We start from the raw sequence: 19,348 nt of genomic DNA, 5'->3' as shown, positions 1-19,348 counted from the left end.
GTCGCTGAGCTTATCCGATTCGCAACCGCTGGCACGTCTGCCGAGCGGGCATCGGTTCACCAGCGCGCCGTGATACTGTATATGCAAACAGTATCACGGTAGCCGCCATGCAGTTGATCGAGAAACTCAGCGTCCTCGCCGACGCCGCCAAATATGACGTGTCATGCGCCAGCAGCGGCGCCCCCAAGCGCAGCTCTAAAGGCAAGAGCGGGCTGGGTGCGACCAACGGCATGGGCATCTGCCACAGCTTCACGCCGGATGGACGCTGCGTGGCGCTGCTCAAGGTGCTGCTGACCAACTTCTGCCTGTACGACTGCCAGTATTGCGTCAATCGCCGCTCCAGCGATGTTCCACGAGCACGCTTTACGCCCGAGGAAGTGGTGGCGCTGACGCTCGATTTCTATCGGCGCAACTGCATCAGCGGGTTGTTTCTCAGCTCCGGCATCATTCGGTCGGCCGACTACACCATGGAGCAGCTCAACCGTGTCGCCAAGCTGCTGCGCGAGGAGCATGAGTTTCGCGGTTACATCCACCTGAAAACCATACCCGACGCCGACCCGCTGCTGATCGCCGAGGCCGGCCGCTACGCCGACCGCCTCAGCGTCAATATCGAGCTGCCCACCGAGTCCAGCCTGATTCGCCTGGCGCCGGAGAAGCAGGTCGTCACCATCAAGCAAGCCATGCACTCGATTCATCAAGGAGAGGCCGAAGCCCAGGCCGAGCGGCGCGCGCCGCGCTTTGCACCGGCCGGGCAAAGCACACAGATGATCGTCGGCGCCGATGCCACGGACGACAGCACCATCCTCCATACGGCCCAGTCGCTGTATGCCGACTACCGCCTGCGCCGGGTCTATTACTCGGCCTTCAGCCCCATCCCGCACAGCCCCAAGACCGTGCCTTTCGAGGCGCCCCCGCTGCTGCGCGAACATCGCCTGTACCAGGCCGACTTCCTGATGCGCGGTTACGGCTTCGGCGCCAACGAACTGCTGGCCGGCCCCGGCAACCTGCCGTTGGATATCGACCCCAAGCTGGCCTGGGCACTGTCCCACCGAGAACACTTCCCCGTCGACCTGAACAAGGCCGAACCCGCCTTGATCGCGCGGATTCCCGGTATCGGCCTGCTGAGCGCCAAGCGCCTGGTCGCACTGCGCCGACAGAAACGTATTCGTTTCGAAGACCTGACGCGTCTGCGCTGCTCGCTGGAAAAGGCCAAGCCCTTCGTCATCACCCAGGATTACCGGCCGAGGCTGGCCTACCAGGCCTCCGCTGTTCTGCGGCAGCAGCTCAGCGAAGGCCCCGCGCAGCTAGGGTTGTGGTAATGCGTCAGGTACGCTTCGACGAGTGCTTCGAGGGCTGGCGTGATGCGGCACGTGAGCTGCTGCGCGAGGGCGTCGCGCCGCATCAGGTGGAGTGGCTCGGAGCCGATGAACCTGGCGGTTTGTTCGATGGACTCGACACAGCCGCTGCCGGCGAACCAATGCCTACCGTGCGGATTTCACGTGAGCTGATCGGCGAACTCGAATGTGCAGCACGGTTTCGCACGCCGGATCGCTGGAGCTTGCTGTACCGCATTCTCTGGCGCGTCGTCAGAGGTGACCGCACGGCGCGGTTGGTCGGTGATGTCGATGGCAGCGAGCTGCACGCGCGGATCAAGGCGGTGCGTCGAGAAGCGCACCATATGCACGCCTTCCTGCGCTTCAGCCCGACGAGCGCGGCCGATGCGCCTGACTATGTGGCCTGGTTCGAACCCGCGCACGACATCCTGCCCAGCGCCGCCCCGCACTTCGCCGACCGGATGGGGCTGCACACCTGGCTGATCGCGACGCCGGATGACGCCGTGCTATGGAATGGGGTCCAGCTGCTCCACTTCTGCCCCTGCCCGCCTGCCTGGCGACAGCTGGCGCAGACCTCGCAGGATCCCGGAACGGAGCTGTGGAAGACCTACTATGAAAGCACTTTCAACCCGGCGCGGCTGAACCGCCAGGTGATGCAGAGTCACCTGCCGCTGCGCTTCTGGAAAAATCTGCCGGAAGGGCCGCTGATCCCGCAATTGATGAGCCGCGCCCGGGCCGGCGCACAACGCGACGGCCAGGCCGAACGGGTTGCCAATCGGCCGGGCAAGCGAATCGGACCGCCCAGCCAGCCCTGATCAGCGGAAACTGCGCCCCGGATCGTCATCGCTGACTTCGAGCGTCAGCCCCTGGGAGACGGACGTCAGGTGTTCACTATCGGTTTCCGAGCCCAATTTGATCATCAGGCGCAGGTCGTTGGACGAGTCGGCATGCAGCAGGGCGTCTTCGTAAGTGATTTCGCCCTGCACGTAGAGGTTGTACAGCGCCTGGTCGAACGTCTGCATGCCCAGATCGGTGGAGCGCTTCATCAATGACTTGAGCTCGTGCACCTCGCCCTTGCGGATCAGGTCGGCTGCCAGCGGCGTGTTGATCAGGACTTCGATGACCGCGCGGCGGCCCTTGCCGTCCGGCGTCGGGATTAGCTGCTGGGCGACGATGGCCTTCAGGTTCAGCGACAGGTCCATCCAGACCTGCTGCTGACGGTCGGCTGGAAAGAAGTTGATGATCCGGTCCAGCGCCTGGTTGGCGTTATTGGCGTGCAGCGTCGCGAGGCACAGGTGCCCGGTTTCGGCGAAGGCGACGGCATAGTCCATGGTTTCGCGGGTCCGCACCTCGCCGATGAGGATGACGTCGGGCGCCTGACGCAGGGTGTTCTTCAGGGCGACGTCGAAGGATTCGGTGTCGATGCCGACCTCGCGCTGGGTGACGATGCAGCTCTGATGCTGATGAATGAACTCGATCGGGTCTTCGATGGAGATGATGTGCCCGCTGGAATTCTTGTTGCGATAGCCGATCATCGCAGCCAGCGACGTGGACTTGCCGGTGCCAGTCGCGCCGACGAACAGCACCAGACCACGCTTGGTCATGGCCAGCTTCTTCAGCACGTCGGGCAGCTTCAGGTCTTCGAGCGTCGGGATATTGGTTTCGATACGACGCAGCACCATGCCGGCGAGGTTGCGCTGATAGAACGCACTGACGCGAAAGCGACCGATGCCACGCGCGCTGATGGCGAAGTTGCACTCGTGGTTCTCGGCAAAGTCCCGACGTTGCTGCTCGTTCATCACCGAATGCACGGTTTCACGGGTCATTTCCGGTGACATCGGCGTCTTGTTCACCGGCATGATCTTGCCGTTGACCTTCATCGAAGGCGGCACGCCGGCGGTGATGAACAGATCGGAGCCGCCCTTCTCGACCATCAGACGCAACAGTTTCTCGAATTCCATCGTCTTTCTCGGAGGCGGGCACGCCGCCATTTAAGCGAAGCGGAAGCCAGGCGATAACGCCGGCCCTGTCGGGTTAGAAATTTTCCGGCTGCTTGGCCTTTTCCTTGGCGCTGTCGCGGGAAATCAGCCCCTTGGCCAGCAGCCCCTTGAGGCAGGCGTCCAGGGTTTGCATACCCAGCGATCCACCGGTCTGAATCGATGAGTACATCTGCGCGACCTTGTCCTCGCGGATCAGGTTACGGATCGCCGGGGTGCCGATCATGATTTCGTGGGCGGCAACCCGGCCGCCGCCGACCTTCTTCAGCAGGGTCTGGGAGATCACCGCCTGCAGGGATTCGGAGAGCATCGAGCGCACCATCGACTTTTCCTCCGCCGGGAACACGTCGACCACCCGGTCGATCGTCTTGGCCGCCGAGGTGGTGTGCAGGGTGCCGAACACCAGGTGGCCGGTTTCCGCCGCGGTCAGCGCCAGGCGAATGGTTTCCAGGTCGCGCATCTCGCCCACGAGGATGATGTCCGGGTCCTCACGCAGCGCCGAGCGCAGCGCCTCGGAGAAGCCAAGGGTGTCACGGTGCACTTCACGCTGGTTGACCAGACACTTCTTCGATTCGTGAACGAATTCGATCGGATCCTCGATGGTGAGGATGTGGTGATATTTGGTGTTGTTCAGATAGTCGAGCATCGCCGCCAAGGTGGTGGACTTGCCCGAACCGGTCGGACCGGTGACCAGCACCAGGCCACGCGGCACGTCGGTGATCTTGCGGAACACCTCGCCCATGCCGAGATCTTCCATCGTCAGCACCTTGGACGGAATGGTCCGGAAGACTGCGCCGGCACCACGGTTCTGGTTGAACGCGTTGACCCGGAAACGGGCCACGCCGGGCACCTCGAAGGAGAAGTCAGTCTCGAGAAATTCCTCGAAATCCTTGCGCTGCTTGTCGTTCATGATGTCGTAGATCAGCGCGTGCACCTGCTTGTGGTCCATCGCGGGGAGGTTGATCCGACGCACGTCGCCATCGACGCGGATCATCGGCGGCAAGCCGGAAGACAGGTGCAAATCCGACGCACCCTGCTTGGCACTGAAGGCCAGCAGCTCTGTGATATCCATGGGACTCCCCAATTACAAGCAAGCAGGTAGAATGCCGCGCAGACCCTAAGGTGGCAGGCGCAGGTAATGTCCACGATAGCGAACAATATTGCAAAGGTCGCAGCGCGCATCCGTGAGGCGGCGCAAGCTGCGGCGCGCAATCCCGACGAGGTGCACCTGCTGGCGGTGAGCAAGACGCAGCCGGCCGACGCCATCCGCCGGGCCAGCGAAGCCGGCCTGCACGATTTCGGAGAGAACTACCTGCAGGAAGCGCTGGAAAAACAGGCGGCCCTGAGCGATCTACCCTTGACCTGGCATTTCATCGGCCCCATCCAGTCGAACAAGACCAAGTCGATCGCCGAACACTTCGACTGGGTCCACTCGGTGGACCGCCTGAAGATTGCCCAACGCCTTTCCGATCAGCGCCCCGAATCACTGCCACCGTTGAACATCTGCCTGCAAGTCAACGTCAGCGGCGAAGCCAGCAAGTCCGGCTGCGAGCCGCAGGAGGTGCCGCAATTGGCGCACGCCATCGCCGCCCTGCCCCGTTTGCGTCTGCGCGGGCTGATGGCGATTCCCGAACCAACTGACGATCCGGCCGAACAGCGCGCTGCGTTCGCCCGCTTGCGCCAGCTGCAAACCGAACTCCAGCTGGGTCTGGACACGCTCTCGATAGGCATGAGCCAAGACCTGGAAGCGGCTATCGCCGAAGGCGCCACCTGGGTCCGAGTCGGCACCGCCCTGTTCGGCGCCCGGGCCTACGGCCGCCCATCTGCATGAATAAAGGAAATTTCGCATGAGCACTCCCCGTATCGCCTTCATCGGCGGTGGCAACATGGCCGCCAGCCTGATCGGCGGGCTACGCGCCCAGGGCATTCCTGCCTCCGCCATCTGCGCCAGCGACCCTGGTGCGGACAGACGCACCGAGCTGCACGATGTTCATGGTATCGAGGCCTTCGCTGACAACGCCCAGGCCATCGCCGGGGCCGATGTGGTGGTGCTGGCGGTCAAACCACAGGTCATGCAGGCCGTTTGTCGCGACCTGGCCGCGCACCTGCAGGCGCATCAACTGCTCGTGTCGATCGCCGCCGGCATCACCTGCGCCAGCCTGCAGCAATGGCTGGGCGCCGATACGCCACGGGCGATCGTGCGCTGCATGCCGAATACCCCTGCGCTGCTGCGCCAGGGCGTCAGTGGCCTGTTCGCCAACCCGACGGTCAGTGACGAACAGAAAGGCCAGGCCGAACAACTACTGTCGGCCGTCGGCCTGGCGATCTGGCTTGACAGCGAAGACCTGATCGATGCCGTGACCGCAGTGTCCGGCAGCGGTCCGGCCTATTTCTTCCTGCTGATCGAAGCCATGACGGCCGCCGGCGAACAGCTTGGCCTGCCGCGTCATACCGCAGCGGAGCTGACCCTGCACACCGCCCTGGGTGCGGCGCGGATGGCCTGTGAAAGCGACGTTGACGCTGCCGAACTGCGGCGCCGGGTCACCTCACCGAACGGAACCACCGAAGCGGCGATCAAAGTCTTTCAAGCGGGCGGCTTCGAGGCGCTGGTGCAACAGGCGATGGACGCCGCCGCGCGCCGCTCGGCCGAACTCGCCGAGCAACTGGGCAAGTAGGGTCTGTTGGCCTCTGGTCGCGGCCGCGCCGGAGCCCGCTTGGGGCGAAGCCAGGCAGCGTCCGTGGCGAACGGGCTTGCCGCCTCACCAGCTACGGGCATCGCATGATGCACAGCAGTGGGTCACGGCAAACGAGTGACGAACAAGGCCACACCGTGCGAACGGTCTACAGCGCAGTCGAGCCAGGCGGCATTGCGCGACTGCCAAGGCACAACCATTACCGGCGTCCCGCGCCGTGGCCGCGCCCCTTTGGCGCAGCAGTGCGGCTCGCGACGACACATCAATAGATTCTAAGGAGCCTTCATGTCGCAACTCTCGCAAGCCCTGATCCTGATCATTCAGACGCTCGGCAGCCTTTACCTGCTGATCGTTCTCCTGCGCTTCATCCTGCAGTTGGTTCGGGCTGACTTCTACAATCCGCTGAGCCAGTTCATCGTGCGCGCTACGCACCCCTTGTTGCGCCCGTTGCGCCGGGTGATCCCCAGCATCGGTGGGCTGGATCTGTCGTCACTGCTGTTGGCGATCATCGTTCAGCTGCTATTGATGGCAGCCGTGCTGATGATTGCCTACGGCACCATCGGCAATCCTCTGCAGCTGCTGGTCTGGGCGATCATCGGCGTCACCGGGCTGTTCCTCAACATCTTCTTCTACGCCCTGATCATCAGCGTGATCCTGTCCTGGGTCGCGCCCGGCAGCCACAACCCTGGCGCGCAACTGGTCAGCCAGATTTGCGAACCGGCACTCGCGCCCTTCCGTCGCCTGCTGCCCAACATGGGTGGGCTGGACATTTCGCCGATCTTCGCCTTCCTCGCGATCAAGCTTCTGGACATGCTCGTGATCAACAACCTGGCGATGATGACGTACATGCCCAACATTCTTCGCTCACTGATTTGAGGCATCGGCCAGCTGTGCGCTTTGGGCACTGGTTCACATCCGCTCGATTGACCGGCACCGGGCGACTGGGATAATCGCCTGATTCGCCTATCAGGACACCCCAGGATCATGGAACGACTCGACCGGCAAGTGGATGCCTACGTCACCTGGAAGCGTGACCTGGTCCGTGAGATCACGCGCTACCGCAGCTGGTTGAGCCACAACCGCCTCAGCTCCGAGGCGGTAGAGGCCAGACTGGACCGAGCGCTCAAACTGCTGCGCACCGATCACATCACCCTCGCCTTCGTCGGCGAATTCTCCCGGGGCAAGACCGAGCTGATCAACGCCCTGTTCTTCTCGGGCTACGGCCAGCGCATCCTGCCGTCCCGGGCAGGGCGCACCACCATGTGTCCGACCGAGCTGTTCTTCGACCCCCGGGCCGCGCGCAGCTATATCCGCCTGCTGCCCATCGAGTCGCGCCTGGAAGACACCAGCATCGCCCAGCTCAAGCGCAATCCGAGCCTCTGGCTGACGCTGCCGCTGGACACCGCGGACCCCGAGGGCATGGTGGAAGCCTTCACTCAAGTCGCCGCGGTCAAGTCGCTGCCGGTGGAGCAAGCGATCCAGCTCGGCTTCCACCCCGACACACTGGAACACGCGCAGACACCCGGCGAGGTTCTGGTGCCGGCGTGGCGGCACGCCATGGTCAACTTCGATCATCCGCTGCTACGCCAGGGCCTGCGTATCCTCGACACGCCAGGCCTCAACGCGTTGGGTAGCGAGCCGGAGCTGACCCTGTCGATGCTGCCCAACGCCCAGGCGGTGATCTTTCTGCTGTCCGCCGATGCCGGCGCGACCGCCAGCGACATGGACATCTGGGAGCAGCACATCCGACAGCTGGACGACGGCGACCGCCAGCGTCTGTTCGCCGTGCTGAACAAGATCGACGTGCTCTGGGACGATGTGGCCGGCGATGCCTTCGTCGATGAGGCGATTCAGCGGATGCAGGCCACCACGGCCCAACAGCTGGGCATCGCCGAGGAAGACGTCCTGCCGCTGTCGGCCAAGCAGGCCCTGCTGGCCAAGATCCGCGACGATCAGCCACTGTTGCAACGCAGCCGACTGCTGGCGCTGGAGCACCTGCTGTGCGAGCGTATTCTCGCGCAGAAGGAGCAGCTGCTCGAGCAACAGGTCGTGCGCCAGGTGCTGGCCCTGTTGCACAACAGCCAGCACATCCTGACGCAGCGGCTGGCCAAGGTACGCGCGCAAAGCGAACTGCTCGAAGGCCGCCGGCAGGACAGTGGCCAGCTGCTGCTGGAGCTGACTGCGCGTACGCGTCACGATCACAACCAACATCACAAGCGCCTGTTGCAGCTCAAGACCAACCAGCGTCTGTTGCAGCGCCAAGGCGAGCTGTTACGCGGCACCGTGCGCGCCGAGCGCCTGGAAGAACATCTGACGCGCCTGCGCCGCAGCCTGACCGGCAGCCTGACCACGCTGGGCATCAACCTGAGCATCCTGCACTTCTTCCGCTCGGTGGAGCAGGACCTCGGCGCCCTCGAACACGAAGCGGCATTGGCGAACAAGATGGTCTCGGCCATCTACCGTCGGCACAACGACGAGAACCCGCTGCATGGCATCGACGCCCCACTGTTCCGTCTCGCCGCCTATCAGCACCAGCTCAAGGACCTGCAGGCCAAGGCCGATCAGTTCCGTCTGCAGCTCAAGACGCTGCTCACCGAACAGCGCACGCTGACCCGGCGCTTCTTCGCCACGCTGGTGCAGGAGGTCATCGCCATGCACCAACGCCTGCGCCAGGATGCCGAGCAATGGGCCGGCGAAGCGCTGCTGCCGCTGATGCAGCACTCGCTGGAACACAAGCAACAGCTCGAAGCCCACATGCTGCAACTCAAGAGCATGGCCCAGGATAGCCAGCAGAACAGCCAGCGCGGCCGCCTGCTGGCGCGTTATGGGCAGGAGCTGGAGCAACAGCTGGCACAAGCCGGGGAAATGCTCCGCGTGCTGCGACGTCCGGCACCGCTACGCCGCCAGGGCAAGGTGGTCAGCCTGACCAGCGCCAGCCTGGGCTGACCGGCGCGTTGCGATTGAGGATGAATTGAAGCGCGCTAACCTTTAGACTTTGCCGCCTTCTTCCAGTACGAGCCAGGGTCGATGCCCACTGCTATTCCAGCCGATTCCGTTGGTCTGGTGAGTCCGAAGGTCGAGCATTTCGCCGAGCCGCTGGCACTCGCCTGCGGCCGCACGCTCCACGACTACCAGTTGATCTACGAGACCTACGGCGAGCTGAACGCCGCGCGCAGCAACGCCGTGCTGATCTGCCATGCGTTATCCGGCCATCACCATGCCGCCGGCTACCATGACATGGACGAGCGCAAGCCGGGCTGGTGGGACAGCTGCATCGGGCCGGGCAAGGCCATCGACACCAACCGCTTCTTCGTCGTCAGCCTGAACAACCTTGGCGGCTGCAACGGCTCGACCGGACCCAGCAGCATCAATCCGCAGACCGGCAACCCCTACGGTGCCGATTTTCCGGTCGTCACGGTGGAGGACTGGGTCAACAGCCAGGCGCGACTGGCCGATGTGCTCGGCATCGAGCAATGGGCGGCGGTAGTCGGCGGCAGCCTCGGCGGCATGCAGGCGCTGCAATGGACGATGAGCTACCCCGAGCGCGTGCGTCACTGCGTGGCGATCGCCTCGGCACCGAAGCTGTCGGCGCAGAACATTGCGTTCAACGAGGTGGCGCGTCAGGCGATCCTTTCCGACCCGGAGTTCCACGGTGGGCATTTCCTCGAGCGGAACGTGATTCCCAAGCGGGGATTGATGCTGGCGCGCATGGTCGGCCACATCACCTACCTGTCCGATGACGCCATGGGCACCAAGTTCGGCCGAGGTCTCAAGAGCGAGAAGCTCAACTACGACTTCAACAGCGTCGAGTTCCAGGTCGAGAGCTACCTGCGCTACCAGGGCGAGGAGTTCTCCGGCCGCTTCGATGCCAACACCTACCTGCTGATGACCAAGGCGCTGGACTATTTCGACCCGGCCGCAGCGTTCGACGATGACCTGGCGCAAGCCTTGTCCACGGCCAAGGCTGAGTTCTGCGTCATTTCCTTCACCACCGACTGGCGCTTCTCGCCAGAGCGCTCGCGCGAAATCGTCGATGCGCTGATGGCCGCACGCAAGAACGTCTGCTACCTGGAAGTCGACGCACCGCAAGGCCATGACGCCTTCCTCATCCCCATTCCCCGTTATCTGCAAGCGTTTCGCGGCTACATGAACCGCATCGCTTTATAAGGAATTCACATGCGCGCCGATCTGGACATCATCCAAGACTGGATACCGGCGGGTAGCCGTGTGCTCGACCTCGGCTGCGGCAACGGGGAATTGCTGGCCTGGCTGCGCGACCACAAGCAGGTCAGCGGTTACGGCCTGGAAATCGACCCCGACAACATCGCCGCCTGTATCGACAAGGGCGTCAACGTCATCGAGCAGGACCTGGACAAGGGCCTGGGCAATTTCGCCAGTGACAGCTTCGACATGGTCGTCATGACCCAGGCGTTACAGGCGGTGCACTACCCGGACGAGTTGCTCAAGGAAATGCTTCGCGTCGGCCGCGAATGCATCATCACCTTCCCCAACTTCGGTCACTGGCGCTGCCGCTGGTACCTGGCCAGCAAAGGCCGCATGCCGGTCTCGGAGTTCCTGCCCTACACTTGGTACAACACGCCGAACATCCATTTCTGCACCTTCGAGGATTTCGAGCGGCTCTGTCGCGAACTCGGTGCCCGGGTGATCGAGCGACTGGCGGTCGACCGCCATCACAAGCACGGCGTCGCGAGCCGCCTGTGGCCGAACCTGATCGGAGAAATCGGCATCTATCGCGTCGCCGGTCCCGCTCGCTGAGCGCCTCACCGCTGGAGGAAACCATGAGATCTAGCCTGATATGCCTGCTCGCCCTGCTACTGGCGCTGCCCGCCATGGCCGAGCGCAAACACAGCGTGGGCGAGCACGACGTCCACTACATCGCCTTCAATTCGAGCTTCCTGCAGCCGGACATCGCCGCCGCGGCGGGCCTGGTGCGCAGCAAGACCCAGGGCGTGGTCAACGTTTCGGTGCTCAAGTCCGGCAAACCGGTCGCCGCACAGGTCAGCGGTTCGGTCAAGAACCTGCTCGGGCAGGACTACCCGCTGACCTTCAAGCAGCTCAAGGAAGGTGACGAGGCCATCTATTACCTCGCCCAATTTCCCTTCGAGTCGCGCGAGGTCCTGCGCTTCAATCTGAACGTCAAGCCTAGCGGCGCTGCACCGATCAATTTCGACTTCACTCAGGAATTCTTTCCGGACGAATGATGCCTTTCAACGAACTGGTGCTGGCCAGCCACAACGCCGGCAAACTCAAGGAACTGCAAGCCATGCTGGGCCACGCGATTCGCGTGCGCTCGGTGGGCGAATTCAGCGACGTGGAGCCCGAGGAAACCGGGTTGTCGTTCGTCGAGAACGCGATCCTCAAGGCGCGCAATGCGGCCAGGGTGTCTGGCCTGCCCGCGCTGGCCGACGACTCGGGATTGGCGGTCGATCATCTCGGCGGCGCGCCGGGCATCTACTCGGCCCGCTATGCCGATGGCCAAGGCGATGCCGCCAACAATGCCAAGCTGCTGGATGCGCTTCGGCAGGTACCCGATGCCGAACGGGGTGCGCAGTTCGTCTGCGCGCTGGCGCTGGTGCGCCATGCCGACGATCCGCTGCCGATACTCTGCGAGGGGCTCTGGCATGGCCGCATCCTGCACGCCCCACAGGGCGAGCACGGCTTTGGCTATGACCCGCTGTTCTGGGTGCCCGAGCGCAACTGCTCGAGCGCCGAGCTGGCCCCACAGGACAAGAACCAGATCAGTCACCGCGCCCGTGCCATGGCCCTGCTCAAGCAGCGCCTGGGTATCGCATGAGCGAAGCCGGAAGCCAGAAGCTGAACGCTGGAAGCGAAAAGCACACGGACAGCCTCCATCTCCCGGCTGCCAGCTTCCAGCTGCCGCCGCTGGCGGCCTACGTCCATATTCCCTGGTGCGTGCGTAAGTGTCCCTATTGCGACTTCAATTCTCACGCCGCCGGCCCCACTCTGCCTGAAGACGCCTATGTCGCGGCAGTGCTCGCTGATCTGGACGCCGAGCTGGAGCAGGCGCACGGACGCAGACTCAGCTCGATCTTCTTCGGTGGCGGTACCCCGAGCCTGTTTTCCGCCCAGGCGTTGGGCCGGATTCTCGAGGGGCTGGAACAACGGGTCGGTTTCGCCGCCGACATCGAGATCACCCTGGAAGCCAACCCGGGCACCTTCGAACAGGCGAAATTCCGTGACTACCGAAGCCTGGGGATCAATCGGTTGTCGATCGGCGTGCAGAGCTTCCAGGCGGCCAAGCTGAAGGCGCTGGGACGTATCCACGACGGCGACGAAGCGGTGCGCGCCGCTGATATGGCGCGTGCGGCGGGTTTCGACAACTTCAACCTGGACCTGATGCACGGCTTGCCCGACCAGAGCCTGGACGATGCGCTGGGCGATCTGCGCATCGCCATCGCCCAGCAACCGACGCACCTGTCCTGGTACCAGCTGACGGTCGAGCCCAACACCGAGTTCTGGAGCAAGCCGCCCGTGCTCCCTGAAGACGAGACCCTGTGGGACATCCAGGAGGCGGGTCAGACGCTGCTCGCCGAGCACGGTTACCGCCAGTACGAAACCTCGGCCTATGCCCAGCCGGGGCATCAGGCGCGCCACAACCTCAACTACTGGACCTTTGGTGATTTCCTCGGCCTCGGTGCCGGCGCCCACGGCAAGGCGAGCAGCCCAGACGGGCAGATTCGCCGGACCTGGAAGACCCGCCTGCCCAAGGATTATCTGGACCCGGCCAAGCGTTTTCGCGCCGGCGAGAACGTTCTGCACGACGATGAACTGCCCTTCGAATTTCTGATGAATGTGCTGCGCCTCACCGACGGCGTGCCGGCAGCGTTGTTCACTGAACGCACCGGCCTTTCGACGACGCTGCTCGCCCAAGGCCGCCACGAAGCCGAAGCGCGTGGACTGCTGGAGCGCGATCCGCAGCGCCTGGTCGCCACGGCCAAGGGCCAGCTATTTCTCAACGACCTGCTACAGCTTTTCCTGCCCTAAGGACCCCGCATGGATCTTGTACTCGACCTCATCGCCACCCTGTCGCGCTGGAGCCGGCATCATCTGTTCGACATCTCACTGGCGGTCATGGCGACCCTGTTCGTGCTGTTCGGGCCGGCACTCAATGCCTGGGTGCAGAAGAACATCGGCGGCCTCAATTTCGTCCTGCGTACGCTCGCCTTCGTGGTGTTCTGCGCCGTGGTCTACGGCCTGGGCATCATCTACCTGAGCCCCTGGCTGGCCAAGGGCCTGGCCCAGTTCAACAACTACACCCTCGCCCCGGTGCTATTGCTCCTGCTGTTCATCATTGGCGTGGTGGCCGACCGCAACTGAGCGGCATCACTCTTCGCGCAGAAACCGATCGAGATCCACCGGCTCCCCGGGCGTACCGTGCAGCTGGTGGCGCAGGTCCTCGAACAGCGGATCGTAGTCGGCATGGAGCCCGAACAGCACATCGGCATGCAGGTTCACGCCTCGCTTGCGCAAACACTGATGGATGCGCTGCAGGAAATTGAACGCCACGTCCCGGTGCATCGAGAAATGCTCGTCGATCGGCGTTTCATCGACCTGCCCGTGCAGATGGAAGCAGGCCCACTCCGGTCTGTTTTCCGGTCCCTCGACGTGGTAATCGAGCACCAGGTGGTACCCGGGGAGCACTGGCGATGCCAGTCGACTGATCTCCGCGTGACCCGGTCTGAACATATAGCCCCCCTTGTCGAGTGGTGTTCCAAATAGCGCTTGCGGGCGGGACTCGCCGCGATCGGTGGCGCTGCGGGCTGCCTAGCCCGGCCCTCGAACGGCCGGGGCGGATGCCTCAGCTGCCGCGTCGCGGCGAGGCCGAGGCGAAGTCCCGCGGCCCGAGTGCCGAGCGTAGCTTGTAGCGATCGCCGGGATGAATCAGCCGCGCGTAGCTGACCAGGTGATCCTCGGACCAGGTCCGGCGGATCATGCTCAGACACGGCGTCGCCGGGTCCATGGCCAGCCATTCGGCGGTCTGACGATCGACCAGCACGGCTTCGACCACGTGTTCGACGTCGGAGATCGGGCAGGCCGCAACCAGCACCTCGTTGGGCGTGTGCCGGGCGAAATCGGTCTTGAGGTAATCGGGTACCCAGCGCGGGTTGACGTAGCGATCCTCCAGCTGGATCGGCAGGCCGTTCTCGCGGTGCACCAGAATGCTGTGGAAGGTCGGCGTGCCGACCCGCACGCCGAGCCGCAGGGCGACCTCGTCGTCCGCCTCGATCGCCTCGCAGCGCAGTATCAGGTTGCTGTACTCGTTGCCGCGCCCCCTGACCTCGGCCGCGATGTTCAGCACCTCATGCAGCGAAGACTCGGCCTTGCGATCGGTGACGAAGGTGCCGAGTCCGGCCTGGCGGATCAGGTAGCCCTTCTGCACCAGGTCGCGGATAGCCTTGTTGGCGGTCATCCGGCTGACGCCGAAATCCCGCGCCAGCTGCTCCTCCGCTGGGATCTGGTGATTGACCGGAAAGTCGCCGGCGTTGATGCGCTCGAGCAGGTACTGCTCGATGACCCGGTAGCGCGGTGTGTTGCTGGCCACTCAGGCCCCCTTAAAGTCGACGCGATGCGCGGATGATAACGTTCACCGTGACCGAGGTGCAGGGACCCGAGCGCGCCCGGACGATCAGAGCACCATGGCCGCCAGCCAACCGGCCGCGATCAGCGGCAGGTTGAAGTGCAGGAAGGTCGGTACCACGGTGTCCCAGATGTGGTCATGCTGGCCGTCGGCATTGAGCCCCGCAGTGGGCCCGAGGGTCGAATCCGATGCGGGCGAACCGGCGTCGCCGAGCGCCGCGGCAGTTCCGACCAACGCAATGATCGCCAGCGGCGAGAAGCCGAAGCCCAGCCCCAGGGGCACATAGATCGAGGCGATGATCGGCACCGTGGAAAACGACGAGCCGATGCCGATGGTAATCAACAGCCCCACCAGCAGCATGATCAGCGCCGCCATGCCGCGATTGTTGCCGATCAGCTCTGCCGAACTGCTGACCAGGCTGGGGATCTCTCCGGTGGCCTTCATCACCGCCGCGAAACCGGCCGCGGCAATCATGATGAACCCCACCAGCGCCATCAGGCGCATGCCCTGGGTGAACACGTCGTCCTGTTCATCCCAGCGGATCACCCCGCTGATGGAAATCACCGCGAAGCCGACCAGGCCGCCGAACACCATCGAACCGCTCCACAGCTGCACACCCAGCGCCAGCAGCAGGGCGAGGGCGATCAGTCCGAGCTGGCGCAAGCTCAAGGGCCTGGCGCTGCTGCTCAGGTGCTCGCCGGCGACCGGCAGTTCCTGATAGACCCGCTTGCGGCGGTAGCTGAACGCGGCGATCGCCAGCCCGAAGACCATGCCCAGCGCCGGGATTGCCATCGCCTGGGGCGCCATCTCGCGGCTGACCGTCAACCCTTGGACGGCGCCGGCCTGGTTGACGTTGCCGATGAGGATATCGTTGAGGAAGATGGTGCCAAAGCCGATCGGCAATGCCATGTAGGTCACGGTAATGGCGAAGGTGATCGCACAGGCGGTCAGGCGTCGGTCCAGTTGCAGGCGATTCATCACGTGCAACAGGGGCGGCACCAGGATCGGGATAAAGGCGATATGCACCGGAATCACGGTTTCGGCGGCGAACCCGGCCAGCACCAGGCTGGCCAGCATGATCCACTTGACCAGCGCCAGCTCACCGGACTTGTGGCGGCTGTGCCCTAGGTGCTCGACGACCCGGGCCGACAATCGCTGGGCGATACCGGTACGCGACAGGGCCACGGCGAACGCGCCCAGGGTCGCGTACGCCAGAGCCACCGAGGCGCCTCCGCCGAGGCCCTCGTTGAAGGCCTCGATGATCGCCTCGATAGGCATCCCCGCGGTCAGCCCGCCGATTACCGCGGAGATCACCAGGGCGAAGACCACCGAGACCCGCATCATCGACAGCGTGACCATGGCCAATACGGCCAGAACAATTGAATTCATGAGAGTTCCTTTCGGTTTTTATTGTTGTTTTGCGGCAAAAGGTCCCCTTGGCCTGCACCGCGTACAGGCCAGGAAGACGTCACAGCGTCACTGGTTCAGCGAAGGCAACAGCCCGTTGGGCATCAAGGGGTTGAGTACGCGCTCGGCGAGCAAAGCATCGGCCGCGGCGATGTCCGGCGCGAAGAAGCGGTCTTCCACGTAGTAGGGCACCTTGGCCCGCAGCACCTGGCGCGCCCGCTCGAGCAACGGCGAGCTTTTCAGGCCCTCACGGAAATCCAGCCCCTGACAGGCACCCAGCCACTCGATGGCCAGCACGCCTCGGGTGTTGGCGGCCATCTCCCACAGCCGCTTGCCGGCAGCCGGGGCCATGGAGACGTGGTCTTCCTGGTTCGCCGAGGTCGGCAGGCTGTCGACGCTGTGCGGGTGCGCCAGAGCCTTGTTCTCGCTGGCCAGGGCCGCGGCGGTGACCTGGGCGATCATGAATCCGGAGTTGACCCCGCCATTGGCCACCAGGAACGGCGGCAGCTGCGACATGTGCTTGTCCATCATCAGCGAAGTACGCCGCTCGCTCAGCGCGCCGATTTCGGCGATCGCCAGGGCGATGTTGTCGGCGGCCATGGCCACCGGTTCCGCATGGAAGTTGCCCCCGGAGATCACATCGCCTTCGGCGGCGAACACCAGCGGATTGTCGGAGACCGCATTGGCTTCCACCGCCAGCACCTCGGCGGCCTGGCGCAACTGCGTCAGGCAGGCGCCCATGACCTGCGGCTGGCAGCGCAGCGAGTACGGGTCCTGCACCTTGTCGCAGGCCTCGTGGGAGTGGCCGACTTCGCTGCTGTCGCCGAGCAGGTGGCGGAACGCGCTCGCCGCATCGATCTGCCCACGCTGACCGCGCGCGGCATGAATGCGGGCATCGAACGGAGCCCGCGAGCCCAGCGCCGCCTCGACGGTCAGCCCGCCGCACACGGTGGCCGCGGCGAATAGGTCCTCGGCCTCGAACAGCCCCCGCAAGGCGTAGGCGGTGGAGACCTGGGTGCCGTTGAGCAAGGCCAGGCCTTCCTTGGCGGCCAGGGTCATGGGTTCGAGCCCGGCCACCGCCAGCGCCTCCCGGGCCGGTAGCCACTGACCCTGGTAACGCGCCCGACCTTCACCGAGCAGCACCAGCGACATATGCGCCAACGGCGCCAGGTCACCGGAAGCCCCGACCGACCCCTTCAACGGAATATGCGGGTAGACCTCGGCATTGATCATGGCGATCAGCGCCTCGATGACTTTTAGGCGAATGCCGGAGAACCCGCGCGCCAGGCTGTTGACCTTGAGCAGCATGATCAGCCGCACCATGGCGTCGTCCAGCGGCTCGCCAATCCCGGCGGCATGCGACAGCACCAGAGAGCGCTGCAGCTTTTCCAGGTCTTCGCTGGCGATGCGGGTCGAGGCCAGCAGGCCGAAACCGGTATTGATGCCATAAGCGGTGCGGCCTTCGCTGATGATCGCGTTGACGCAGGCAACGCTGGCCTCGACCGCGGCGTGGGCGCTGTCGTCCAGCCGCAGCTGGAGGGGTGCGTGGTAGGCCGCGCGCAGCTGGGCCAGGGTCAATTGGCCCGGAATCAGGTTGAACAGGCTCATGCGTCGGCTCCTTGGGTAGCGGCGACCATCGGCAAGTCGAGTCCTTGCTCGCCGGCGCACTGAATGGCGATGTCGTAACCCGCGTCGGCGTGACGCATCACCCCGGTCCCCGGATCGTTGCGCAGCACCCGTCCGAGACGGGCCCGGGCTTCTGGCGTACCGTCAGCGACGATGACTACCCCGGCGTGCTGCGAATAGCCCATGCCGACGCCGCCGCCGTGGTGCAACGAAACCCAGGTGGCGCCACCGGCGGTGTTGAGCAGGGCGTTGAGCAGCGGCCAATCGGAGACGGCGTCGGAGCCGTCCTGCATCGCCTCGGTCTCGCGGTTGGGGCTGGCCACGGAGCCGGAGTCCAAGTGGTCGCGACCGATCACGATCGGCGCCTTCAGCTCACCACTGGCGACCATGTCGTTGAAGGCCTGGGCCAGGCGCGCCCGATCCTTCAGGCCGACCCAGCAGATGCGTGCCGGCAAGCCCTGGAAGCTGATGCGCTCGCGGGCCATGTCCAGCCAGTTGTGCAGGTGCGCGTCGTCGGGGATCAGCTCCTTGACCTTGGCGTCGGTCTTGTAGATGTCCTCGGGATCGCCGGACAGCGCTACCCAGCGGAACGGGCCGATGCCCTGGCAGAACAGCGGGCGGATGTAGGCCGGCACGAAACCGGGGAAGTCGAACGCGTGGTCGACGCCCTCCTCCAGCGCCATCTGACGGATGTTGTTGCCGTAGTCGAAGGTCGGCACGCCCATCTTCTGGAAGTCCAGCATGGCCCGCACGTGCACCGCCATGGACTGACGCGCGGCCTTGACCACCGCCTCTTCTTCGGTCTTACCGCGGGCGACGTATTCGTCCCAGCTCCAGCCGATCGGCAGATAGCCGTGGCGCGGGTCGTGGGCGCTGGTCTGGTCGGTGACCATGTCCGGCCGCACGCCGCGACGTACCAGTTCCGGAAGGATCTCGGCGGCGTTGCCACACAGCGCGATGGAGATCGCCTTGCCTTCACCGGTGTACTTGTCGATACGCGCCAGGGCGTCGTCGAGGTCGTTGGCCTGCTCGTCGACGTAGCGGGTCTTCAGGCGGAAATCGATACGGCTCTGCTGGCACTCGATATTCAACGAGCAGGCCCCGGCCAGGGTAGCGGCCAGTGGCTGCGCGCCGCCCATGCCACCCAGGCCGGCGGTCAGTACCCAGCGGCCCTTGAGGTCGCCACCATAGTGCTGGCGGCCGGCCTCGACGAAGGTTTCATAGGTGCCCTGGACGATGCCCTGGCTGCCGATGTAGATCCAGCTGCCAGCGGTCATCTGCCCGTACATGGCCAGGCCCTTGCGATCCAGTTCGTTGAAGTGCTCCCAGTTCGCCCAATGCGGCACCAGATTGGAGTTGGCCAGCAGCACCCGCGGCGCATCCTTGTGGGTTTCGAAGACGCCGACAGGCTTGCCAGACTGGATCAGCAGGCTCTGGTTGTCTTCCAGGCGGGTCAGCACCTCGACGATCTTGTCGAAACACTCCCAGTTGCGTGCGGCACGGCCGATGCCGCCATACACGACCAGCTCCTTGGGGTTCTCGGCCACTTCCGGGTCGAGGTTATTCATCAGCAGGCGCAGCGGCGCTTCGGTGAGCCAGCTTTTGGCGGTCAGGGTGGTGCCGCGGGCGGCGCGGATTTCGGTGTCGCGGAAACGGGTCATTTCAGGGTCC

The 19,348-nt window shown here is 64.4% G+C and carries 19 protein-coding genes; 12 read left to right on the top strand and 7 right to left on the bottom strand.

Annotated features, from left to right (window positions below; translation table 11 throughout):
- The first annotated feature begins 107 nt into the window (after positions 1-107).
- Positions 108-1,319: a putative DNA modification/repair radical SAM protein gene (locus KVO92_RS12765; protein WP_217476006.1), complete on the top strand. Its 1,212-nt coding sequence runs from the start codon at positions 108-110 to the stop codon at positions 1,317-1,319.
- Positions 1,319-2,149, top strand: coding sequence for a TIGR03915 family putative DNA repair protein (locus KVO92_RS12760; protein ID WP_217476005.1), 831 nt, complete (start codon positions 1,319-1,321; stop codon positions 2,147-2,149). Before KVO92_RS12765 ends, KVO92_RS12760 begins: the two co-directional genes overlap by 1 nt.
- Here KVO92_RS12760 and KVO92_RS12755 read toward each other — a convergent pair whose 3' ends face one another.
- Together KVO92_RS12755 and pilT are read right to left on the bottom strand one after the other, a co-directional pair.
- Positions 2,150-3,295: a PilT/PilU family type 4a pilus ATPase gene (locus KVO92_RS12755; RefSeq protein WP_217476004.1), complete on the bottom strand. Its 1,146-nt coding sequence runs from the start codon at positions 3,293-3,295 to the stop codon at positions 2,150-2,152.
- Between the two features lie 73 nt (positions 3,296-3,368).
- A complete protein-coding gene (pilT, locus tag KVO92_RS12750; protein WP_021206033.1) occupies positions 3,369-4,403 on the bottom strand; it encodes a type IV pilus twitching motility protein PilT in 1,035 nt (344 codons plus the stop codon).
- 66 nt (positions 4,404-4,469) lie between these two features.
- Between pilT and KVO92_RS12745 the strand changes: the two genes are divergently transcribed.
- The 10 genes from KVO92_RS12745 (at position 4,470) to KVO92_RS12700 (ending at position 13,383) form a co-directional block, all read left to right on the top strand.
- Positions 4,470-5,162, top strand: coding sequence for a YggS family pyridoxal phosphate-dependent enzyme (locus KVO92_RS12745; RefSeq protein ID WP_217476003.1), 693 nt, complete (start codon positions 4,470-4,472; stop codon positions 5,160-5,162).
- Between the two features lie 16 nt (positions 5,163-5,178).
- The gene (proC, locus tag KVO92_RS12740; protein WP_217476002.1) at positions 5,179-6,006 is read left to right on the top strand and encodes a pyrroline-5-carboxylate reductase; all 828 of its coding nucleotides are present in this window, start codon (positions 5,179-5,181) and stop codon (positions 6,004-6,006) included.
- A gap of 303 nt (positions 6,007-6,309) precedes the next feature.
- Complete coding sequence (locus tag KVO92_RS12735; protein WP_217476001.1) at positions 6,310-6,900, top strand: YggT family protein; 591 nt, start codon at positions 6,310-6,312, stop codon at positions 6,898-6,900.
- A gap of 108 nt (positions 6,901-7,008) precedes the next feature.
- Positions 7,009-8,970, top strand: coding sequence for a dynamin-like GTPase family protein (locus tag KVO92_RS12730; protein WP_217476000.1), 1,962 nt, complete (start codon positions 7,009-7,011; stop codon positions 8,968-8,970).
- An 81-nt stretch (positions 8,971-9,051) separates the two neighbouring features.
- Positions 9,052-10,191, top strand: a complete 1,140-nt coding sequence (gene metX / locus KVO92_RS12725; RefSeq protein WP_217475999.1) for a homoserine O-succinyltransferase MetX — start codon at positions 9,052-9,054, stop codon at positions 10,189-10,191.
- A gap of 9 nt (positions 10,192-10,200) precedes the next feature.
- Positions 10,201-10,800: a methionine biosynthesis protein MetW gene (metW, locus tag KVO92_RS12720; RefSeq protein WP_217475998.1), complete on the top strand. Its 600-nt coding sequence runs from the start codon at positions 10,201-10,203 to the stop codon at positions 10,798-10,800.
- 23 nt (positions 10,801-10,823) lie between these two features.
- Complete coding sequence (locus tag KVO92_RS12715) at positions 10,824-11,246, top strand: DUF4426 domain-containing protein (protein WP_217475997.1); 423 nt, start codon at positions 10,824-10,826, stop codon at positions 11,244-11,246.
- Complete coding sequence (gene rdgB / locus KVO92_RS12710) at positions 11,243-11,839, top strand: RdgB/HAM1 family non-canonical purine NTP pyrophosphatase (RefSeq protein WP_217475996.1); 597 nt, start codon at positions 11,243-11,245, stop codon at positions 11,837-11,839. Before KVO92_RS12715 ends, rdgB begins: the two co-directional genes overlap by 4 nt.
- Positions 11,836-13,050, top strand: coding sequence for a radical SAM family heme chaperone HemW (gene hemW / locus KVO92_RS12705; protein ID WP_217475995.1), 1,215 nt, complete (start codon positions 11,836-11,838; stop codon positions 13,048-13,050). Before rdgB ends, hemW begins: the two co-directional genes overlap by 4 nt.
- Positions 13,051-13,059: 9 nt before the next feature.
- Positions 13,060-13,383 (top strand): DUF3392 domain-containing protein, encoded by a 324-nt coding sequence (locus tag KVO92_RS12700; RefSeq protein WP_021206043.1) that lies wholly within the window; start codon positions 13,060-13,062, stop codon positions 13,381-13,383.
- Between the two features lie 6 nt (positions 13,384-13,389).
- Here KVO92_RS12700 and KVO92_RS12695 read toward each other — a convergent pair whose 3' ends face one another.
- The 5 genes from KVO92_RS12695 to hutU form a co-directional block, all read right to left on the bottom strand.
- Complete coding sequence (locus KVO92_RS12695) at positions 13,390-13,752, bottom strand: DUF5064 family protein (protein WP_217475994.1); 363 nt, start codon at positions 13,750-13,752, stop codon at positions 13,390-13,392.
- Positions 13,753-13,864: 112 nt separating this feature from the next.
- Positions 13,865-14,608 carry a histidine utilization repressor gene (gene hutC, locus KVO92_RS12690; RefSeq protein ID WP_217475993.1) on the bottom strand — a complete coding sequence of 248 codons (744 nt, stop codon included), beginning with the start codon at positions 14,606-14,608 and terminating at the stop codon, positions 13,865-13,867.
- Positions 14,609-14,692: 84 nt separating this feature from the next.
- Positions 14,693-16,033 carry a Na+/H+ antiporter family protein gene (locus tag KVO92_RS12685; RefSeq protein ID WP_217475992.1) on the bottom strand — a complete coding sequence of 447 codons (1,341 nt, stop codon included), beginning with the start codon at positions 16,031-16,033 and terminating at the stop codon, positions 14,693-14,695.
- An 87-nt stretch (positions 16,034-16,120) separates the two neighbouring features.
- Positions 16,121-17,659 (bottom strand): histidine ammonia-lyase, encoded by a 1,539-nt coding sequence (gene hutH / locus KVO92_RS12680; RefSeq protein ID WP_217475991.1) that lies wholly within the window; start codon positions 17,657-17,659, stop codon positions 16,121-16,123.
- Positions 17,656-19,338, bottom strand: a complete 1,683-nt coding sequence (gene hutU, locus KVO92_RS12675; protein WP_217475990.1) for a urocanate hydratase — start codon at positions 19,336-19,338, stop codon at positions 17,656-17,658. The genes hutH and hutU overlap by 4 nt, the downstream gene beginning before the upstream one ends.
- Positions 19,339-19,348: the final 10 nt, after the last annotated feature.

Origin of the sequence: Stutzerimonas stutzeri, from assembly GCF_019090095.1 — a bacterium.
In the GTDB taxonomy this organism is placed as follows: domain Bacteria; phylum Pseudomonadota; class Gammaproteobacteria; order Pseudomonadales; family Pseudomonadaceae; genus Stutzerimonas; species Stutzerimonas stutzeri_AN.
This window is presented reverse-complemented; position numbering and strand designations above follow the sequence as displayed.